The 20,372-nt window shown below is 71.2% G+C and carries 17 protein-coding genes; 8 read left to right on the top strand and 9 right to left on the bottom strand.

Going from position 1 to position 20,372, the window contains the following annotated elements; all coding sequences use genetic code 11:
• Window positions 1–154: 154 nt before the first annotated feature.
• Window positions 155–1,516: a type I glutamate--ammonia ligase gene (gene glnA / locus ACQEVM_RS27550; RefSeq protein WP_053682889.1), complete on the top strand. Its 1,362-nt coding sequence runs from the start codon at window positions 155–157 to the stop codon at window positions 1,514–1,516.
• 75 nt (window positions 1,517–1,591) lie between these two features.
• Here the strand turns inward: glnA and ACQEVM_RS27545 are convergent, their stop codons facing one another.
• Complete coding sequence (locus ACQEVM_RS27545) at window positions 1,592–2,140, bottom strand: hypothetical protein (protein WP_433083385.1); 549 nt, start codon at window positions 2,138–2,140, stop codon at window positions 1,592–1,594.
• Between the two features lie 412 nt (window positions 2,141–2,552).
• On the opposite strand from ACQEVM_RS27545, the gene ACQEVM_RS27540 reads away from it, so the two are divergent.
• The gene (locus ACQEVM_RS27540; protein WP_433083383.1) at window positions 2,553–3,410 is read left to right on the top strand and encodes a hypothetical protein; all 858 of its coding nucleotides are present in this window, start codon (window positions 2,553–2,555) and stop codon (window positions 3,408–3,410) included.
• Here the strand turns inward: ACQEVM_RS27540 and ACQEVM_RS27535 are convergent.
• The 3 genes from ACQEVM_RS27535 to ACQEVM_RS27525 all read right to left on the bottom strand — a co-directional run bounded on the left by ACQEVM_RS27535 (window position 3,401) and on the right by ACQEVM_RS27525 (window position 5,641).
• Window positions 3,401–4,249 (bottom strand): aldo/keto reductase, encoded by an 849-nt coding sequence (locus ACQEVM_RS27535; RefSeq protein ID WP_433083381.1) that lies wholly within the window; start codon window positions 4,247–4,249, stop codon window positions 3,401–3,403. The two genes, ACQEVM_RS27540 and ACQEVM_RS27535, sit on opposite strands and share 10 nt — an antisense overlap.
• Window positions 4,183–5,394 carry a JmjC domain-containing protein gene (locus tag ACQEVM_RS27530; protein WP_433083379.1) on the bottom strand — a complete coding sequence of 404 codons (1,212 nt, stop codon included), beginning with the start codon at window positions 5,392–5,394 and terminating at the stop codon, window positions 4,183–4,185. The genes ACQEVM_RS27535 and ACQEVM_RS27530 overlap by 67 nt, the downstream gene beginning before the upstream one ends.
• Window positions 5,395–5,485: 91 nt before the next feature.
• A complete protein-coding gene (locus ACQEVM_RS27525; protein ID WP_157853303.1) occupies window positions 5,486–5,641 on the bottom strand; it encodes a hypothetical protein in 156 nt (51 codons plus the stop codon).
• Window positions 5,642–6,387: 746 nt separating this feature from the next.
• Here ACQEVM_RS27525 and ACQEVM_RS27520 point away from each other — a divergent pair.
• Entirely contained in the window at window positions 6,388–7,746 is a 1,359-nt protein-coding gene (locus ACQEVM_RS27520) for a helix-turn-helix domain-containing protein (RefSeq protein ID WP_433083377.1), read from the top strand.
• On the opposite strand, the gene ACQEVM_RS27515 is transcribed toward ACQEVM_RS27520, so the two are convergent.
• Window positions 7,716–8,249, bottom strand: a complete 534-nt coding sequence (locus ACQEVM_RS27515; protein WP_433083375.1) for an NUDIX hydrolase — start codon at window positions 8,247–8,249, stop codon at window positions 7,716–7,718. The genes ACQEVM_RS27520 and ACQEVM_RS27515 overlap by 31 nt on opposite strands.
• A 153-nt stretch (window positions 8,250–8,402) precedes the next feature.
• A complete protein-coding gene (locus tag ACQEVM_RS27510; protein ID WP_433083373.1) occupies window positions 8,403–8,612 on the bottom strand; it encodes a hypothetical protein in 210 nt (69 codons plus the stop codon).
• A 218-nt stretch (window positions 8,613–8,830) separates the two neighbouring features.
• Between ACQEVM_RS27510 and ACQEVM_RS27505 the strand changes: the two genes are divergently transcribed.
• Window positions 8,831–9,283, top strand: a complete 453-nt coding sequence (locus ACQEVM_RS27505; protein ID WP_433083371.1) for a hypothetical protein — start codon at window positions 8,831–8,833, stop codon at window positions 9,281–9,283.
• 134 nt (window positions 9,284–9,417) lie between these two features.
• Window positions 9,418–10,002 carry a histone deacetylase gene (locus ACQEVM_RS27500; protein ID WP_433085407.1) on the top strand — a complete coding sequence of 195 codons (585 nt, stop codon included), beginning with the start codon at window positions 9,418–9,420 and terminating at the stop codon, window positions 10,000–10,002.
• 105 nt (window positions 10,003–10,107) lie between these two features.
• On the opposite strand, the gene ACQEVM_RS27495 is transcribed toward ACQEVM_RS27500, so the two are convergent.
• The gene (locus ACQEVM_RS27495; protein WP_433083369.1) at window positions 10,108–12,177 is read right to left on the bottom strand and encodes a PIG-L family deacetylase; all 2,070 of its coding nucleotides are present in this window, start codon (window positions 12,175–12,177) and stop codon (window positions 10,108–10,110) included.
• A gap of 392 nt (window positions 12,178–12,569) precedes the next feature.
• On the opposite strand from ACQEVM_RS27495, the gene ACQEVM_RS27490 reads away from it, so the two are divergent.
• Window positions 12,570–15,557, top strand: coding sequence for a bifunctional [glutamine synthetase] adenylyltransferase/[glutamine synthetase]-adenylyl-L-tyrosine phosphorylase (locus ACQEVM_RS27490; RefSeq protein WP_433083367.1), 2,988 nt, complete (start codon window positions 12,570–12,572; stop codon window positions 15,555–15,557).
• A gap of 39 nt (window positions 15,558–15,596) precedes the next feature.
• Here the strand turns inward: ACQEVM_RS27490 and ACQEVM_RS27485 are convergent, their stop codons facing one another.
• Entirely contained in the window at window positions 15,597–16,220 is a 624-nt protein-coding gene (locus ACQEVM_RS27485) for a TetR/AcrR family transcriptional regulator (RefSeq protein WP_433083365.1), read from the bottom strand.
• Window positions 16,221–16,340: 120 nt separating this feature from the next.
• Between ACQEVM_RS27485 and ACQEVM_RS27480 the strand changes: the two genes are divergently transcribed.
• Window positions 16,341–17,891, top strand: a complete 1,551-nt coding sequence (locus ACQEVM_RS27480) for an APC family permease (protein ID WP_433083363.1) — start codon at window positions 16,341–16,343, stop codon at window positions 17,889–17,891.
• Entirely contained in the window at window positions 17,813–19,411 is a 1,599-nt protein-coding gene (locus tag ACQEVM_RS27475) for an amidohydrolase (protein WP_433083361.1), read from the top strand. The genes ACQEVM_RS27480 and ACQEVM_RS27475 overlap by 79 nt, the downstream gene beginning before the upstream one ends.
• Window positions 19,412–19,450: 39 nt before the next feature.
• Here the strand turns inward: ACQEVM_RS27475 and ACQEVM_RS27470 are convergent, their stop codons facing one another.
• Window positions 19,451–20,338: a phosphatase PAP2 family protein gene (locus ACQEVM_RS27470; protein WP_433083360.1), complete on the bottom strand. Its 888-nt coding sequence runs from the start codon at window positions 20,336–20,338 to the stop codon at window positions 19,451–19,453.
• Between the last annotated feature and the right edge of the window lie 34 nt (window positions 20,339–20,372).

Genomic DNA, 20,372 nt, shown 5'->3' with positions numbered 1-20,372 from the left:
CATGACCGCCCTGAGGTCAGTGCGGGGGTGCCACGACCTTTCCGGGGTGCGTAATGTGGCGGAAACCACGGGTGGTGATACTGGACCGGCCCGACTGTGCTCCCCCCTCCGGGGGAGGTGGTGCACAGGCCGTCTGAACTGCGAGGATGAAGGCATGGACAAGCAGCAGGAATTCGTCCTCCGGACGCTTGAGGAGCGCGACATCCGCTTCGTGCGCCTGTGGTTCACCGATGTGCTGGGCTTCCTCAAATCCGTCGCGGTCGCGCCGGCGGAACTGGAGCAGGCCTTCGACGAGGGCATCGGCTTCGACGGCTCCGCGATCGAGGGCTTCGCCCGGGTCTACGAGTCCGACATGATCGCCAAGCCGGACCCGAGCACGTTCCAGATACTGCCGTGGCGCGCCGAGGCACCCGGGACCGCGAGGATGTTCTGCGACATCCTCATGCCGGACGGGTCCCCGTCGTACGCCGACCCCCGCTACGTCCTCAAGCGCATCCTGAACAAGACCTCCGACCTGGGCTTCACCTTCTACACCCACCCCGAGATCGAGTTCTTCCTGCTGAAGGACAAGCCGCTGGACGGCACCCGCCCCGTCCCCGCGGACAACTCCGGCTACTTCGACCACACCCCGCAGAACGTCGGCATGGACTTCCGCCGGCAGGCCATCACCATGCTCGAATCGATGGGCATCTCCGTCGAGTTCAGCCACCACGAGGGCGCCCCCGGCCAGCAGGAGATCGACCTCCGCTACGCCGACGCGCTCTCCACGGCCGACAACATCATGACGTTCCGCCTGGTCATGAAGCAGGTCGCGCTGGAGCAGGGCGTTCAGGCCACCTTCATGCCCAAGCCCTTCTCGGAGTACCCGGGCTCCGGCATGCACACCCACCTCTCCCTCTTCGAGGGCGACCGCAACGCCTTCTACGAGTCGGGCGCCGAATACCAACTCTCCAAGGTCGGCCGCTCCTTCATCGCGGGCCTGCTGCGCCACGCGGCCGAGACCGCCGCCGTCACCAACCAGTGGGTCAACTCCTACAAGCGCATCTGGGGCGGCTCCTCCCGCACCGCCGGCTCGGGCGGCGAGGCCCCCTCGTACATCTGCTGGGGCCACAACAACCGCTCCGCCCTGATCCGCGTCCCGATGTACAAGCCGGGCAAGACGGGCTCCTCGCGCGTCGAGGTCCGTTCGATCGACTCCGGCGCCAACCCCTACCTCACGTACGCCGTACTCCTCGCGGCCGGCCTCAAGGGCATCGAGGAGGGCTACGAACTCCCGGCGGGCGCCGACGACGACGTCTGGGCCCTCTCCGACGCCGAACGCCGCGCCATGGGCATCGAGCCCCTGCCGCAGAACCTCGGCGAGGCGATCTCCCTGATGGAGCGCAGCGAACTGGTCGCGGAAACCCTGGGCGAGCACGTCTTCGACTTCTTCCTGCGCAACAAGAAGCAGGAGTGGGAGGAATACCGCAGCGAGGTCACCGCCTTCGAACTCCGCAAGATGATGCCGGTGTTGTAGGGGCGGTTCAACGGCGGTACCCCAGTCACACGGCACCCCGGGCCGGCGGCACTCAGCCGCCGGCCCGGACCCGTTTCACACCTCCTGGGCCGTCTGTGGGCCGTCACTTGTCGGATCGGCGGCTTCGTAGACCTCGTCCAGGGCCCGCAGCGCACGCTCGTGGCTGCTCGGCATCAGGTGCGTGTAGACGCGAAGCGTGAAACCAGGGTCGCCATGTCCGAGGTACGGGCGCTCGCCCGACCGCGGCTCCGGAACGACGCCGGCCTGCACGAGGGCGAACTTCCACACCCGCGTGTTGAAATCGGTGCGCCGCACCGCGCCCCCGCCCGGGAGGGAGAACAGCAGCCGCCTGGTCACGAGCGGCCCGTCCGGCTTCAACCAGGGAAGCGTCACGTCCACCGGCGGGAACTCCTCGCGATGCTCCCGCAGCACCGGGCCGATGCGGCGGGGGAGCGGCACGTCCCGTTCCTTCTCTCGCTTGGGCGGCCCGAAGACAAGGTGACCGTTCGCCACCTTCGCCTGATTGGCTACCCGGAGCCATTCACCGCGCAAGCCGTCCGGGTCGTCCGGCAGCCCGAAGATCTCACCCTGCCGAAGCCCCAGGCCGCCGCCGGCGTCGGCCATCGCCCGGTACCGCTTCGGCAGCGCGGCGCGAATGGCGAACAGCCGCTCAGGCGTCCAAGGTCTGACCCGCGGCGTGACCGGAGCGGGCGCCCTCCGCGGCTTTACCCACCTGTTCGGCTCGGGGCCCGCGTCGGGCAAGCCCAGGGGGCCACTCGATCAAATTCCGGGCAGGACCAAAGCCTGCCCGAGTTGCCGGACAGCGTAAGGCCCCCTGAACATGCCCGACCCCAACCCGAACAGGACACCGGCCAAAGCCGCTCCGGCCACCGGCGTGGGCGAGGCGGGGGCGAGGCGGGGGCTGCCCTTGCAACGGCCAATGAAGGGCCGGAAGTTGATGGGCCCTGAGTTGACGGACCAATCGTGTTGCTGGGCCCCTTCCTGCTACGGTCATCCGTTCGCCGAGGAGGTCGTGATGAATGGATCCCTGCCCGTTGCCACCCAGGTGGATCTGCGCCGTCAGCCAGTGGAAGACGTGCTGGAGCGCGTAGAAGAGGCCCTACACGTGCGACTGGATCGGCAGGCGCTCGTACGCAAGCGCCGTTCCTTGGGTGGCCGTACGGAGCGGGGTACGTGGGTGCGGATCGAACGGCGGGGCTTCGAGCGGATCGGCCCGCAGGGCTGGAACGGGACCGAGGCCGCTGCCGTGCTGCAAGGGGTCGCGATGCCCGAGTGGTACCAGGGCCTGGCGTGGCGTGAGCCGGGCGAGCCGGTGATGTGGCGTGCGGATGAGCTGGAGCTGATTCCATCGCCGTCTGTCGGCAAGGGCGCCCTGGTGCTCGAAGACCCGGGCCTGCCGGACGCGTGGTGGGAGGCCTTGAACGCTTCGCTGGACGCGCTTGCCTCACAGCAGACACCGCGGATCGCGACGCCCGACACGGTGACGATCACGCAGGAGCAGGTGACCCAGACCCTCGGGGCGGTCTTCCCCGGAGTGGCCGATACATGGATCGAGCGGTGGACACCGGCTCATGCGGACCTGACCTGGGCCAACGTGATGGGACCGGAGTTCTCCCTGATCGACTGGGAGGACTGGGGCATGGCGCCCCGGGGCCTGGACGCCGCAACGCTGTGGGGCAACGCGCTTGCCGTCCCGAGGCTCGCGGACCGCGTCCACCAGGAGCGGCGTGCGGACTTGGAGAGCCGGGACGGCAAGCTGATGTCGCTGTTCTTCCTGTCGAAGATCGTCGGATCCTACGCGTACGACGAGGACCCGCTGCTGGCGCCGGCCCGGAAGGAGGTCGAGCGCCTGGTGGCCGAGCTTCAGCTCTGACGGTGTCCATGGAGGGCCCGCAGGTACTGACTGACGATGGCGGTGTCCACCTCCGCGTTCAGGGCCTGGACCAACTGGGCCATGTGCCCGGGGTCGTCAGTACCAACCGCCACCGCGGAGGCGGTGGGCAGGTGGAACGCGGTCCGGAACGCCGCCTGAACGCGGGACAAGCCATCGTGGGGCGGTCGGAGGAACGGGCGGGGGTCGAAGTCCTCCCACACCTTCCTGTTGTGGCCGCCACCGAAGGGGCTCATGCCCCAGATCTCGCCCGCCTGCCAGGCGGTGCGCAGGACGGTGGTGGCGTCGAGGAGGTCGATGCCCACGAGGAACCCGGCCCGGACCATGAGGACGTCCGGAGACGGCAGGTCCTCCACGCGGACCATGCCGAGCGGCCGGGTGTCCCAGGAGGCCACGCCCCAGGTGCGGCACAGGCCGTCGCGGGCGGCGCCGGCCAGGGCGGTGCAGGCGTTGCCGAGGAGGGCGTGGCCATCGGCCGGGGACAGGCCCGCCAGGCTCCGTTCGGGGTTGTGTAGGAGCACGGTGTCAGGCTCCCCGCCGAGCTCCCGGGCCGCCCGCTCGACGGCCAGTCGCAGCCGGACCGGGTCAAGGGAGTGCTCAGTACCTCCGCCGATCGGGAAGAAGCCCACCTTCGTGGAGAGGGTGAACTTCGGCAGTAGATCGGCGGCCGTCTCGGCCAGTGCCACGTGCGAGCGAAAGCCGAAGTAGGGAGCCGCAGTGTCCAGGGCGGTGATGCCGAGATCGAGTGCGGCCGTCAGGTTGTCGCGGTGGTGACGAGACCGGTGTAGGCCGAGGACAAGGCGGCGGTCAGCTCCGTGCACAGTTCCTCCTTCAGCAGGATCTCGGCGAGCTGATCCACGTCCACGCCGGTCTTCTCGGTGGCGTCGGCGATGTCGACAGGGTGGCCGCTCAGCAGCAGGGCAAGGGCGGGGTACGCCTTGCCGGCGAACGTGAGCTTCTTGCCCGCGGCGAGCACGTCGACGGTGTCGTGGTGCTGCTCGATCACTGGCTCGAAGTCGGTGACGCACACGACGGCCGCAGCCTTGCCGAACAGGCCGGTGGCCGGGACATGCCGGGCGGCCAGGCGTTCCCGCTCGCGGGCATCGAAGAAGTGCTGCGGAGTCAGATCCGTAGCCATCTCGGCGACGGCGTCGGCCAAGAGCTGCTGCTGTCCCTCCCACTGGCCGGGGGAGTTCCAGCGGTCCAAGTCGTACCGGAACAGGTCCTGGGTGCGGGCCTGGTCGGCGAGCCAGGCCAGCCAGTTCACGCCGACGCGCTTCACGATGCCGAAGGTGGCGTGCAGGCTGTAGCCGTCGCCCTGGTCGTCGCGGGTGGCCTGGTGCCAGAAGCCGCGCGGGATGTGCATCACATCGCCGGGCTCCATGACGCCCTGCCACACGATTTCCTCGCTGGGCTGGGCGTTGGGGGCGGAGTCGCGGTACATCGGAACCTTGCGCGAGGTGCCGCGGACTTCCCAGGTCTTACGGCCGGCGAGTTGGACGATCACGGTGTCGTGGTCGTCCCAGTGGAGCTTGAAGCCGCTGGCGTCCTTGGTGGTCAGGTAGGCGTTCACCTGCACCAGCTCGCGGGCCCACCACTGGAGCGCGCGGCACGTGGCCTCCATGGCCGGGTCGAAGAAGTCGACCTCGTCCAGGACCATGGTGCAGCCCTCGCGCATCAGCCCACCGACGCGGCGCATGTCGGCCATGGGGATGGCCTGTCCCCGCCGGGTGACGGAGGGCTGGATGTAGCGGCCGGGGTGCAGTTCGGCGCCGTCCTGGAAGATGCGGAACTGGGGCGTGGTGACGCTGCGGCGCATCACCAGGTCCATCAGCTTCCTGGGGTTGAGCAGGCGATCGAGCAGAACATGGTCCTCGATCGTTCCTCGGGCGAAAGCGACTCCGAGTTCACCGGGCCCGTCCCAGCCGAGGGACTTTTCCAGTGCGGTGACGAAGTGGTGGTCCACGTGTTCCTCCGGTCGAGGTCATGACGAATGAAGGCCGGGGGCCCGCCGTAGCTGACGAGCCCCCGGTTGGTGCTGCGGCGTGCTGGTGGCGCTACTCCTGCGGGAGGTTCAGGCCGTCACGGTTCTCACCGTCGTCGCCCGCGGAGGTGCCGGTGGAGTCGGACTCCGCCGCCGCAGCGGTGAAGCGGTCCTGGACCTTGATCAGGCTCTCGACGCCGATCAGCAGGTCTTCCTTCTGCGCTGCCATGTGTGTCTCCATTTCCTGGAAGTCCTGGGCCGACGGGTGCCGGCCGAGCCCCGATGGGGCGTGCCTCACCAGCCCGGTTGTTCCCAGGCGGGTGGGGAGTTGGGGGGTGGCGCGAGGCCACGGATCGAGTGCATGCGGGATTCGTCCCGGAAGCCGGTTGCCGGTCAGCGGCCGGGATCACCGGCGATGGCCAGGGCGACCACCAGGACGGTGACGGCAGTGGCGTAGAGGAACACTGCGAGCTGTTGGCGCCAGCCCCGCGGAGCTCGACCACGTGCCCGGGAATCCCGTTCTAAAGGAGCTTTCAACGTCGGAAGGCGGCCATTACGCCGCCCCCGGCGCGATGGACGCCGGCTGAAGGGCACGGGCCGACGACGAGGTGCCGCCACAGCGGGGGCACTCGCACGGGGGGTAGCGGCCGGGGTTGGAGAGGATGTCGAACGGGTCGCCTTCCAGGACCCGCGTGCTCGGCGACCACGTCCGGCCAGAGTCCCGGGACACCCGGATGCTCATCAGGACGCGGGGCTCCATGCCCATGCCAGGGGTTTCCCCGAGAACCGTTCGCTGTGTGTCAGGAGTGCCCGCCGAATCGTTCAAGGCGGTCGTCCTCGGTCGCTTCGCCATGTCCAGAAGGATCGCGATCTGGACGACGAGCCAGAAAGGTCCAGCGGATTACCCAACTTGGGTAACATCACGGACGGTTGAGACCTTGAAGCGATCCGTGGTCTTCCTCCGGAGCGTGCCCGATGCCCGAGACGCGTCGTACGAAGGAACTACCAGTAAGTCTGCTCACCGAGCCCGAGATGATCGACGCATGCCGTGTGCGCGACTTCGCGAGGGTCTTTCGCCTGGTCAAGACTCGGGCAGGCATCTATCCGTCGATGATCGCGCGGCAGTGCGAGCTGACGCCGAGCCGAGTGGGTGAGGTGATCGCAGGCCGGCGGCAGCTGCTCCACATGGAGGTGATCGAGCGGATCGCCGATGGGTTGCGCATCCCGGGTCACATGCTCGGGCTTGCCCGCCGCACATGGGAGACGCCGGCTGTCTTGGCCGTGGCCGAGCGGGAGGGGCCGGAGTTCGGTCACCTGCCCGTTGAGCCGAAGCCCCTCAGCGCCTTACCAAGCGTGGAGGTGGACAGCATCCTGGCCCTGGCCGCCGGGACGAGCCCGAGCCCATCCACGCTGCACGCCCTGCGTTCTTCGATCGAGGACTACTGGCGTCGCGATGACGAGCACGGGGGCGAGACGCTCCGGCCCGCTGTCGTCGGTCAGCTGCGATACGTCGAGGGGCTGCTGAAGGACCAACGACCGACGCCGATCCAGCACGGCCTGTACGGCATCGCGGCGGAGCTGGCGCGGTTGACCGGGTGGACGTACTTCGACGCCCGGCAGTACCACCAGGCACGCGCCTACTTCTCGGAGGCTCTGCAACTGGCCCGGGAGATCGACGACCACCCCTTCATGGCCAACGTGCTGGCGTGCATGAGCCTGCAAGCGACCTACCAGGACAAGCCGGCGGACGCGCTTGCGTTGGTGTCTGCTGCCCGAGACCAGGCCCGAGCGGCCATCGGCACGACGCCGAGAGTCCGGGCCATGCTGGCCATGCGTGAGGCGTTCGCCCACGCGACCTTGGGTGACCGGACAGCGACCCACATCGCGATCTCTGAGGCGCACGGTCAGTACGGCCGGATCAAGACGGACGACCCGGATCCGGCATGGGTGACGTACTTCGACGAGCCGAAGCTCATCGTGGACACGGGCATCGCGCACGGCCGTCTCGGCGAGGCGGCGATTGCCGAACCGTTGATCGCGGATGCGCTGGACCGGGAGGACCCCGCGAATCAGCGGGGTCGGGCGCTCCATGCCGTCTGGTTGGCCCGTACACAGCTCCAGCGTGGCAAGCTCGACCAGGCGTGCCACACGGCGATCGAGGCACTGGTGCCCGCCGCAGCAGTGTCGTCCGAGCGGGTGACCGGGCACCTTCGCGAGTTCTACGAGCAGCTTGGGCCCTATCCCGAGGTGCCGGCCGCGGTTGCCTTCGAGGCACGCCTACGAGCAATGCTTCCCCCGCAGGGTCAGCGAACCCCTTCGTCCATCAGGACGTAGAGCAGGCCGACGAGGGAACCGCTGCTGACGATCTCACGGCGGTCGATCATGCCCCGGATGTTCCCCAGGGGGATCCACTCGATCCGGTCCGACTCGTTCTTCTCGGTCGGCGGCCCGTTGTACGTGGCGCTTTCGGCGCGGAACAGGTGGTGCTGGGAATCCGTGATGCCGTTCGCCGGCTCGGCGTAGATCAGCGGCTTCATCGGGCCCGGACGCCAGCCGGTCTCTTCGAGGACTTCACGGGCGGCAGCCTCGCCAGGCGTCTCGTCGGCTTCGACCAGGCCCATGGGCAGTTCCCAGGCCCACGCATCCGTGATGAAGCGGTGGCGCCACATCATCAGGACCTCTTGGCGGTCGTTGACCACGGCGGCTACGGCCAGATGGCGCAGCTTGACCACGTGGTGTTCCCAGCGGTTCCCGTCCGGCGTCTCGATGTCGGTGAGCCACAGGTTCACCCACTTGTTCTCGTAGATCGGACGTTCCCCGTGGATCTTCCACTGCATCGCTGCGGCCCCTCTCGATCGACCACCAGCATCGCAGAGCCACCGCAGGTAGTCTCTGAGTTCGGCAAATCGCGTCAGAGTGACGAAATGGGGCGCTAGCCGCATCCCCCCGCACGGGCGTGCCCGGCGGCCGGGAGGATCGCGAACCACGGCTCAGTCGGTGCCGGCGGGGGACAGTACCGGTGATGTGGCGGCGTGGTCCGCGCAGGCGGCCCACCAACTGTCGGCACGGGCGCCGCTGACCCGCACGCTCCACGCCGCGGGGTGGGGGCAGGGGGCCGCCCAGGTGCACTCGCCCCGGGCGGAGGCCGTGCCGGCCCTGTGGTTGTGCGCCGCCCACGGGGACTTCTCTCGGAGTTCCATGACGGACATTGAAGCGGAGGCGCGGGGGCCCCGCCGGTGAACGCGTCGATTCCGCCCGGGCCGCCTCCCGGCCGCCCCCCCCGCCCCCCCGGGCGTCTCTCGGCCGTCTTCGGAGTCGAGGTGGCGTCGGGGTTCCGTAGGGTGTTTCGGGGGCGGACGCGGTGGGGGAGGGATCGGCGCGGGTGTCCGGTGGTGTCGTGCGGCGCGGGGAGAGGGACATGGCGGCGGCGGATGCGGTGGCGCCCGGTACGTTCTGGTACGCGGTCCGCTGCGTGTTCCAGTGGGCCGACGACGTGGGCGCCCCGTACGAGGAGCGCCTCACCTTGTGGCAGGCCGGATCGGTGGAGGAGGCCGTCTCCAGGGCCGAGGCCGAGGCGTGGCGGTACGCCGAGGAGAACGACCACCGGTACCTGGAACTGGCGCAGTGTCACCGTATGGACGTCGACGGACGGCCCGGTGACGGGGACGAGGTCTTCTCGCTGCTGCGTGACAGTCCCCTCGACGCGCGGTCCTACCTGGACCGCCACTTCGACACCGGCGGGGAACACCAGGGCTCCATCGAGACCACCGGGACCACGGAGACGACCACCGGGACCACGGAGACGACCACCGGGACCACCGGCACGACGGCCGGGATCACCGGGACCGCCGCCGCGACCGGCGAGGGCTGACCCGTGGGTCGGTCGCGCGCGGGGGCTTCGCCCGTGTGGGGGAGGATGGGGGCGTGAGTGCGCACGCCGTGGTTTCGCTCGGGGTGGGGGCGGGGGCTCCCGGACGGGTCTGGTACGCGTCCTACGGCTCCAACATGCACATGGACCGGCTCGGCGCCTACCTCGCCGGGGGGCGGCCGCCCGGGGCCACGCGGACCTACCCGGGCTGTCGGGACCATCGGGCCCCGGAACGGTCGATCGGGGTGGAACTCCCCGGGTGCCTGTACTTCGCGACCGAGTCCCCGGTGTGGACGGGCGGGCGGGGCTTCCACGATCCGACGGCGCCCGGCCGGACACGGGCCCGCGCGCACCTGGTCACCGTGGGCCAACTGTCCGACATCGCGGCCCAGGAGATGTACGGGACGCCCGGAGCCGACCTGGACCTGGAGCCGGTGCTGCGTGCCGGGCGGCACGCGGTGGGGCCGGGGCGCTACGAGACGCTGATCTGTCCCGGCGCCGTCGACGGGATCCCCGTCCTGACGTTCACCGCGCCGTGGGCCCTCGCCGACGTCGAGCCCGTGCCGCCGTCGGCCGCCTACCTGCGCTACCTGGCCGGCGGGCTCCTGGAGTCGGGGCCGTGGCAGGAGCGGGACATCGCCGACTACCTCGCGGCATGCCCGGGGGCGGCCGGCCACTGGACCCCGGCACGCATCCTGGAACTGCTGACCGCCGGCTGCTGACCGCCGACCGCCGACTCCGCTTGCCGACTGCTGATCGCCGGCGACCGCCAAGAACCTCTTCCGGCGACCGCCGAGTACCGCTTCCGGCGACCGACCCGGGGCCGGTCACGGGGTCCGGGCGACCGCCATGTGCCAGAGCGGGCGGACGATGCCGGCGGCCGGGGTGGTGGTGACGTGGAGTTCGGCGTCCAGGCCGACGACCGCCGTCGTCGCGCCGCCCGAGGCATCGACGAAGCCCGACGGGGCGCCCGCGAAGAGCATCTTGGACTCCTTCCACGCCGGCGGCCCGCCCAGGGTGGTCGTGCTGACCGTGCCGGTGTCGGCGCGACCCGTCAGGACCCGGCCGGCGACGCCGACCGCACCGTAACCGGCCCGGCCGCCCGCCTCGGTGATCGCGGACACCGTCGGCTTGTCGGGGCCCGCCGTGACCAGGGCGCTGCGCACCACGCCCGAGTCGGGGCGGCGGAAGTAGAGGCGCACGCCCGCGGCGTCGGGGGTCGCGGTGAGCGGGATCGTGGTCGGGGGGAGGTCGGTCGGGAAGGGGCCGCGCAGCGGCGCGCCCGGGGCGGGCTGGATCCACCCCAGGACGGTGCGCCGGGTCGACGCGTACACGTGGCGGCGTCCCTCCGAGTCCACCGCCGTGACCGGGTCGCCCTGGAGGTCCTGGCCGCCGAGCCGCTGCCAGGCGGTGAAGGTGCCGGACGGCTGCTCGGTGCGGGAGCGCAGGGTGTGGCGCGCGTCGCGGACGTACACGGTCAGTCGGCCGTCCGCGTCGAAGCTCGCCAGGGGCGAGCTGATCGACGAGGTGCCGGACTCGTCGTTCGTCTCGGGGGTGCCGAGCGAGCGCCAGTCCCCGAACGGGCCACCGGGCGCGGACTGGACGGCGTACACGATCTCGCGCCGGTAGTCCGCCGGGGCGGGGCCGAGGACGGTGCGGGTGCCGAACACGGCGACGCGGCCGTCGGGGAGGCGGGCGGTGCTCGCTCCCGGGTCGATGCCGGTGCCGGGGAGGAGCGCGGGGCCCGCCCAGACGCCGGCGCCGTCGCGGGTCCAGACGGCCATCTGTCCGTCCAGCGGTGCGAAGGCGTACACGGTGCCCGGCGCGCCCTCGACCATCCAGGAGGTGCTGTCGGCGCGGGCGTAGCGCATGGACTGGGCCCAGTTGGAGCCGTAGGGGCTGCCCGCGACCTTGCGGTCGCCGCAGCCCGAGGGGCTGCCGCAGTAGTTCTCCATGTCCTGCCAGGCGTACGTCTTCAGGTAGCCGACCTTGGTGTCGACCGTCTGGGGGTCGAGCACGTGGGGGAGGCTGCCGTTGAGGTACCCGAGGTAGCTCTGCACCGAGAAGTGCGGGCGGTCGGTCACCTGTCGGGCGTACGCGGCGGTCGCGGCCTGCGAGAACCGGGCGGCGTACATGTGGTCCTGGTGGTCGGTGTAGCGGCCGGTCCGCTCGTTGCGGCCGGGCGTCGGGTCCAGCGTGCGTACCGTCGTCGGCTTGTACCGCTCCAGTACCCCGACCATCGTCTGTATGAGCTGGTTCTTGGTGTACGTGTAGGTCTGCTTGACCGGGCTGCCGGAGGCCAGTTGGGGGCCGAGCGCGGGTATCTTCCCGTTCCACAGGCCGTGCAGGCTGAGCGGGTTCTCGTTCGACCCGTGGCGGGCCTCGCGCATCTGTATCCAGACCAGGTTGACCCGGGGCATGGCGACGAGGACGTCCAGCTCGGCGTGACCGCCGCCGGCGGTGGGTATGACCGTGCGCTTCCACGGGCTCGTGCGGTCCCCGGTGGCCATCTGCGCGTACGCGCCGCGTATGCCGTTCTGTCGGGCCTCGGCGTAGTGGTCGCGGTCGGCGGGCTGCGCGGGGTCCTTGGCTGCGCCGCCGAGCGCCTGGTTGCGTCCGTCGGCCTCGCCGGAGGTGAGGTAGACGGTGGTGAGCGGGGTACCGGCGAGCATGGACCGGCTGAGGTCCGGGTTCATGAAGAACAGGTCGTCGTCGGGGTGGGCGGCTATCTGGACGACCGAACCGGCCGTGGTGCTCGTGAGGACGAGCGGTGTCGTCGCCTGGCCGGCCTCGGCGGAGGTCTGCTGGTCGGTGGCCATGGCCAGCGCGCCCGTGGCGCCGATGGTCAGCACGGGGAGCAGCGCGGCGAGGAGCAATCGGCGACGGGTCGTCCGCATCAGTCACGCCTTGGGTTCGTTCCGGGCGGAGTGAAGTCCGCCGAGCAGTCGGGTCGATCAATGAGAGGTCAACACGGCGAACTTGGTTCACCGAAGTGACCGACGTCTCATGTTTTTCGGAAGTGACCCCGCATGATTGTGCCTTGTGCGTTTTTGTGGTCGTACGTCGGCCCCACCGTGTAGAGGGCACGCATGTGTGAGCCCGCCGCTCACGGATCCCCATGGATCGTCAGATAAACGGACAAATACTCCTCGTCATGTGTGTCGCATATGTGATGCATCTGTACCGGCCGGCCGCCCCCCGCGTCCCGGCGAGCCGGACGCCCGCTCCGGCTAGGCTCGCCCCAGAGCCGGCCGGGCCACCGGCAGCGACGCACGCGGGAGGCGGCGGGATGACAGTCCCGGGACGCAGGAGCAGCACCTTCATCCGGCTGCTCCGCAGCGGGTTCACCGACCCCTCGGGCGCCGCCCGACTCCTCGACGCGGACGCCCTGTCGGCCGTACGGGCCGACCCCGTGCTCCTCGACGCACTCGGCGCCACCGCCGACCCCGACCTCGCCCTCCTCGGGCTCGTCCGGCTCGCGGAGGCCCAACGGCCCGAGGAACTCCGTGTGCTCCTCGACACACTCGTCAGCGCCAAACCGCTGCGCGACCGACTGCTCGGCGTACTCGGCGCCTCCGAGGCCCTCGGCGACCACCTCGCCCGCCACCCCCAGGACTGGCAGGCCCTGGTCACCTACGAGGCGGCCGACCTGCACCCGGGACTCGCCGAGTTCGAGCGGGGACTCGCCGACGCCCACGACCCCGTGCACCTGCGCGTCTCCTACCGCCGCTGCCTGCTCTCCATCGCCGCCCGCGACGTCTGCGGCACCACCGACGTCCAGCAGGTCGCCGCCGAACTCGCCGACCTCGCCACCGCCACCCTGCGCGCGGCCCTGCGCATCGCCTCCGCCGCCGCCCCCGAGGACGCGGCCCGGTGCAGACTCGCCGTCATCGCGATGGGCAAGTGCGGAGGCAACGAACTCAACTACGTGTCCGACGTGGACGTGATCTTCGTCGGGGACAGCCCCGACGGCGAGGACGAGGGCCGGGCCGTCCAGGCCGCCACCCGCCTCGCCTCCCACCTCATGCGGATCTGCTCCGAGACCACCGTCGAGGGCACCATCTGGCCCGTCGACGCGAACCTCCGCCCCGAAGGCAGAAACGGTCCGCTGGTCCGCACCCTCGCCTCCCACCTCGCCTACTACCAGCGCTGGGCCAAGACCTGGGAGTTCCAGGCCCTCCTCAAGGCCCGGGCCGTCGCCGGCGACGAAACGCTCGGCGCCGAGTACATCGACGCCATAAGCCCCCTCGTCTGGCAGGCCGCCGAACGCGAGAACTTCGTACCCGACGTCCAGAAGATGCGCCGCCGCGTCGTCGACAACATCCCCGCCGCCCAGGTCGACCGCGAACTCAAACTCGGCCCCGGCGGCCTGCGCGACGTCGAGTTCGCCGTGCAACTGCTCCAACTCGTCCACGGACGCACCGACGCCACCCTGCACTCCGGCACCACCCTCGACGCCCTGCACGCCCTCGCCGCCGGCGGCTACGTCGGCCGGGCCGACGCCGCCCAGCTCCACGACGCGTACCGCTTCCTGCGCGCCATGGAACACCGCATCCAGCTCTACCGGCTGCGCCGCACCCACCTCGTCCCCGACGACGAGAACGACCTGCGCCGCCTCGGCCGCTCCATGGGCCTGCGCACCGAACCCGTCGCCGAACTCAACAAGGCCTGGCGCCGGCACGCCTCCGTGGTCCGCCGCCTGCACGAGAAGATCTTCTACCGGCCGCTCCTCGACGCCGTCGCCCAACTCGCACCCGGCGAGGCCCGGCTCTCCCCGCGCGCCGCCGGCCAGCGCCTCGAAGCCCTCGGCTACGCCGACCCCGCCGCCGCCCTGCGCCACCTCGAAGCCCTCGCCTCCGGAGTCAGCCGCAAGGCCGCCATCCAACGCACCCTGCTCCCGGTCATGCTCGGCTGGTTCGCCGACTCCGCCGACCCCGACGCGGGCCTGCTGAACTTCCGCAAGGTCTCCGACGCCCTCGGCAAGACCCCCTGGTACCTGCGCCTGCTCCGCGACGAGGGCGCCGCCGCCGAGAACCTCGCCCGCGTCCTGTCCGCCGGCCGGCTCGCCCCCGACCTGCTGATGCGCGCCCCCGAGGCGGTCGCCCTGCTCGGCGACCCCGAAGGCCTCCAGCCCCGTACCCACGAGGCCCTGGAACAGGAGGTACTGGCCGCCGTCAACCGCGCCGAGAACGCCGAAGCCGCCGTCGCCGCGGCGCGCGGCGTGCGCCGCCGCGAACTGTTCCGCACCACCGCCGGCGACATCATCGGCTCCTACGGAACCGAGGACAACCCGGCGGAAGAGGACCACGGGGCCCTCGTCGACCGGGTCGGCTCCGCCGTCTCCGACCTCACCGCCGCCACCATCGCCGGCGCCCTGCGCGCCGCCGTGCGCGACCAGTGGGGCGACACCCTGCCCACCCGGTTCGCCGTGATCGGCGTCGGCCGCTTCGGCGGCCACGAACTCGCCTACGGCTCCGACGCCGACGTCCTCTTCGTCCACGAACCCCGCGAGGGCGTCGACGAACAGGACGCCGCGAAGGCCGCCCAGGCCGTCGTCTCCGAGATGCGCAGACTCCTCCAGCTGCCGTCCGCCGACCCGCCCCTGCTCATCGACGCCGACCTGCGCCCCGAAGGCCGCTCCGGCCCACTGGTGCGCACCCTGCCCTCGTACGCCGCCTACTACCGCCGCTGGTCACTGACCTGGGAGTCCCAGGCCCTGCTGCGGGCCGCGACGGTCGCCGGAGACCAGGAGCTCGGCTCGCGCTTCATCGACCTGATCGACCCCCTGCGCTACCCCGTGGAGGGCCTCGGCGACGACGCCGTACGGGAGATCCGCCGACTCAAGGCCCGCATGGAGTCCGAGCGGCTGCCGCGCGGCGCCGACCCCACCCTGCACACCAAACTCGGCCGGGGCGGCCTCAGCGACGTCGAGTGGACCGTCCAACTGATGCAGATGCGGCACGCCTGGGCCGAACCCGGCCTGCGCACCACCCGCACCCGCGAGGCCCTCGCCGCCGCCCACGCGGCCGGGCTGATCCCCACCGAGGAGGCGCAGATCCTCGACGAGGCGTGGGTGCTCGCCACCCGGGTCCGCAACGCCGTGATGCTGGTCCGCGGCCGGGCGGGGGACACCTTCCCGTCCGAGGCGCGCGAACTGGCCGCCGTCGGCCGCTACCTCGGCTACGCGGAGGGCACTGCCGGCGACATGCTGGAGGACTACCGCCGCATCACCCGCCGCGCCCGCGCGGTGGTCGACGAACTCTTCTACGGCTCCTGACCCGACCCGGATCCCGTACCCGGCTCCCGCCCCCGACCGTCAGGCGGGCGGGGCCGCCAGGAGACCCCTGGCGTACGCCAGGAACGCGGCCAGGCCCAGGTCGAAGGCGGCGTCCGCACGCCCCGGCGCACCGGCCCCCGCCCCGTGCGCGGCCAGCGCCCCGGCCAGGAGCGGGGTCCCCGGCGTCGGCTCCCACATCGCCTCCGGGGCCGCCAGGTCCAGCGCGGAGCCCAGCACCAGGTTCTCCAGCCCGGTCAACAGCGGCATCACCCGCTCCACCGGGAAGCCCGCCGCGAGCAGCAGCCCGACGGCCCGCTCGTACTGCGCCAGCACCATCGGCGCCCGGACCGGCGTCGTCATCAGCAGCGGGACCACCCTCGGGTACGCGGCGAAGGCGGCCCGGTAGGACCGCGCCCAGTCCTCCAGCGCCCGGTCCCAGGGCAGGCCCTCCAGCGCCCCGCCGTCGATCGCGGCGCAGACCCGCTCGCGTATCAGCTCCACCACCCCGGCCCGACCGTCCACGTGGTGATACACCGACGCGGTCTGCACCCCCAGCGCCCGGGCGATCTGCGGAACGCTGAACTCGCCCTTCTCCGCGACCAGTTGCAGCGCGACCATGCCGATCCGCTCCCGGTCGAGCAAGGGGGTGCGCGGCCGTGCCATCGATTTTCTCCCGCCGTCAGGTCTTCCCGTACGCCAAAACGGGAGGCTACATTGCCGCAAACCGAAAGCCTTTAGGTTTTGCTTCTCCGTCGCCCGCCGTTCGCAGAAGGGTGCCCCCGCATGCCCCCAACGCCGGAACCGCCGCCCCCCGCAACCACCCCGGTCCCGCGCCGCGCCACCCTCGGCACCGCCGACATCTCCTTCTTCGTCGTGTCGGCCGCCGCCCCGCTCACCGTCATGGCCGGCGTCGCCCCCGTCGCCATCCTGCTCGGCGGCATCGGCGCCCCCGCCGGATACCTCCTCGCCGGACTCACCCTCGCCGTCTTCGCCGTCGGCTTCACCACCATGAGCCGCCACGTCCGCAGCGGCGGCGCCTTCTACGCGTACATCACCCGAGGCCTCGGCAAACACGTCGGCATCGGCGCCGCCCTGCTCGCCCTCGTCGGCTACAACGGCATGGAGATCGGCGTCTACGGCCTCCTCGGCACCACCACCGCCGACACCGCCCACGCCCTCTGGGGCCTGGACGTCCCCTGGCTGCCCGTTTCCCTCGTCGGCCTCGTCCTCATCTGGTACGGCGGCTTCCGCTCCATCGACTTCGGCGCGAAACTGCTCGGCATCCTGCTCGTCGCCGAGACCGGGATACTCGTCCTCCTCGCCGCCGGAGTCCTCCTCAAGGGCGGCGCCCACGGCCTGTCCGCCGGCTCCTTCGCCCCCGGCGCGGTCCTCGTCCCCGGCACCGCCGCCGTCCTGGCCTTCGCCTTCGCCGCCTTCACCGGCTTCGAGTCCACCGTCATCTACCGCCGCGAGGCCCGCGACCCCGACCGGACCATCCCGCGCGCCACCTACATCGCCGTCGCCTTCCTCGGCCTCTTCTACGCCTTCGTCGTCTGGATCGTCATCCAGGCCTTCGGCGCCGACGCCGTCGTCGCGGCCGCCGCCGACGACCCCGGCGGCCTCTTCTTCGCCGCCATCGGCACCTACGTCGGACCGTGGGCCGCCGACCTGATGCACGTCTTCATCGTCACCAGCGTCATCGCCTCCCTCCTCGCCTTCCACAACGCCATCAACCGCTACGGCCTCGCCCTCGCCGAGGAAGGCGTCCTGCCCGCCGCCCTCGGCAGGATCCACCCCCGACACGGCTCCCCGTACGTCGCCGGCGTCGCCCAGACCGCCCTCGGCGCGGTGATCGTCCTCGGATTCGCCCTCGCCGACGCCGACCCGTACCAACAACTGCTGCTCTGGGTGAACACCCCCGGCATGATCGGCCTCATGGCACTGATGCTGCTGGCCGCCATCGCCATCCCCGTCTACTTCCGCCGCGTCGCCCACGACGAGGGCCCCTGGCGCACCCTGATCGCGCCCCTCGTCGCAGCCGTCCTGCTCACCGCGGCGATCTACCTGGTCGCCTCCAAGGTCGACCTGTTCACCATGGCCTCGCCCACCGTCAACACCATCCTCGTGGCCGTCGTACCCGCCGTCTTCCTCGGCGGACTCGGCCTCGCCCGACGCCTCAAGGCGCGCCGCCCCGAGATCTACGCCCGCTTCGCCGAAGAGCCCGCCACCCGCGCACACCCCGAAGGAGAAGAGCCGTGCCCGCTGCCGACACCGTCCTCACCGGAGCCCGCGTCCGCACCCTCGACCCCGACCGCCCCGAGGCCCACGCGGTAGCCGTCCGCGACGGCGAGATCGTCGCCGTCGGCGACGAGAGCGACGTACGGGCCTGGCGCGGACCCGCCACCGAGGTGATCGACCTCGGCGGCGCCACCCTCACCCCCGGCCTCACCGACGCCCACAGCCACCCCGTCTGGGGCATCGAGATGGCCACCGGCACCGACCTCTCCACCGTCCGGGACCTCGACCAACTCCGCGCCGCCCTGCGCGCCGCCGACCGCGGCCCCGGAGGCTGGATCACCGGCCACGGCCTCGACCACAACGCCTTCGGCGGCCGCCCCGTCGACCGTTCCCTCGTCGAGGACGCCCTCGCCGGCGCCCCCGCCTTCCTGCGCCTGTACGACGGCCACTCCGCCCTCGCCTCCGAAGCGGCCCTCCGCGCGGCCGGCATCACCGGGCCGCGCACCTTCGCCCAACGCTCCGAGATCGTCTGCGACGCGCAGGGCCGACCCACCGGCCACCTCGTCGAACACGCCGCGATGGACCTCGTCGGCGCCCTCGTCCCCAAGCCCTCCTCCGCCGAACGCCGCGGCCGACTCCTCGCCCTCCTCGCCGACATGGCCGCCGGCGGACTCACGGGCGCCCACGTGATGGACCTCGGCGACGGGGACGTACCTGCCCTGCTCTCCACCGTCGAGTACGAGGGCGACCTGCCGCTGCGCCTGCGACTGTCCCCCTGGTGCATGCCGGGCGCCGGCCCCGACGAACTGGAGGAACTCGTCGAACTCCAACTGCTCCGGGGCCGCCACTGGCAGGTCGGCGGGGTGAAGTTCTTCATGGACGGCACCGTCGAGGGCGGAACGGCCTGGCTGGAGCGCGCCGACTGCCACGGCCAGGGCACGGACGCCTTCTGGCCCGACCTGCGCGCCTACTCCCGCGCGGTCCACACCCTCGACGCCGCCGGCGTCGGCACCGCCACCCACGCCATCGGGGACGCCGCCGTCCGCCACGTCCTGGACACGGTGGCGGACCTGGGCCCGCGAGCCCGTGCACGACACCGCATCGAGCACATCGAGACCGTCCCCGACGACCAGCTGAAGCGATTCGCCGAACTCGGGGTGATCGCCTCGATGCAGCCGCCGCACACCGCCTACACCCGGGCCGACCACAGCGACGAATGGTCCAAACGACTCGGGGACGACCGGGCGGCCCGCGCCTGGCGCTGCCGCGACCTGCGCGACGCCGGGGCGGTGCTCGCCCTCGGCTCGGACTGGCCCATCGCCCACCACGACGCCCGTCAGGTCCTGGCGACCGCCCGCAGCCCCCTCGGCGCGGCCTCGACGGGAGCCGCCCTCACCGGGCTGATGGCACTGGAGGGCATGACCTCGCACGCCGCGCTCGCGGCCGGCGAGGAGAAGGTGGCGGGCCGTGTCGCGGCCGGCTTCCGGGCGGACCTGACGGCCTTCGCCCTCGACCCCGTGGACGCGGCGCCGGACGAAGTGGCCCAGGCGCCGATCCGGCTCACGATGTCCGGCGGCCGGATCACGCACCGCGCGGACCGACAAGAGACAGGGTGAGAAGAAACGGACCGATGGGAGACGGACCGGTAGGAACGGTCAGCGCGTGAAGCGGTTCGCCAGCGCCGCCGCCACCGGATGCCGGTCCACGGCCCGGGGGTGGCGGGGCAGCCGGTGCGGGAGCGATCCGTACCAGGCACGCGAGACCGCGTACCCGAAGGTCAGGCACAGCATGCCGCCCACGGCGTCGAGCCAGAAGTGGTTCGCGGTGGCCACGATGACGACCAGCGTCGCCGTCGGGTAGAGCAGGCCCAGGATCCGGGCCCAGGGCGCGGAGGCGATGGCGAAGATCGTCAACCCGCACCAGAGCGACCACCCTATGTGCATCGACGGCATGGCCGCGTACTGGTTCGACATGTGCTTGAGGTCGCCCGAGGCCATGGAACCCCAGGTGTGGTGGACCAGCACCGTGTCGATGAAGTTCTGCCCGTTCATCAGCCGGGGCGGCGCGAGCGGGTAGAAGAAGTAGCCGACCAGGGCGACGCCGGTGGTGGCGAAGAGCACCATGCGGGTGGCCGCGTAACGCCCCGGGTGAAAGCGGTAGATCCACACCAGCACGCCGATGGTCACGACGAAGTGCAGCGTGGCGTAGTAGTAGTTCATGCCGACGATCAACCACGTCACCGAGTTGACGGCATGGTTGATCGACTGCTCCACGGCGATGCCCAGGGTGTGCTCGACGCTCCAGATCCAGTCGGCGTTCGACAGCGCGACCGCCTTCTGCTCCGGGACGGCGTTGCGGATCAGCGAGTAGGTCCAGTAGCTGACCGCGATCAGCAGGACCTCGAACCAGATCCGGGGCCGGCGGGGCGCGCGGAGCCGGGTGAGAAGGGAACGTTCGGAGGCCGGGCGGGCCTCGTTCTCGGTCACGATGGGTGACGAGACGTCCGTCCGGGTTTCCAGTGTCTTCACGCTCGCTTCACCCATGGGGACAGAGTCTGCCAGATACGTTCTCGCCTTC

Origin of the sequence: Streptomyces sp. CA-243310, from assembly GCF_050936775.1 — a bacterium.
GTDB lineage: Bacteria > Actinomycetota > Actinomycetes > Streptomycetales > Streptomycetaceae > Streptomyces.
Note: the sequence above shows the minus strand (reverse complement) of the source record. Positions and strands in the feature narration are given on the sequence as shown.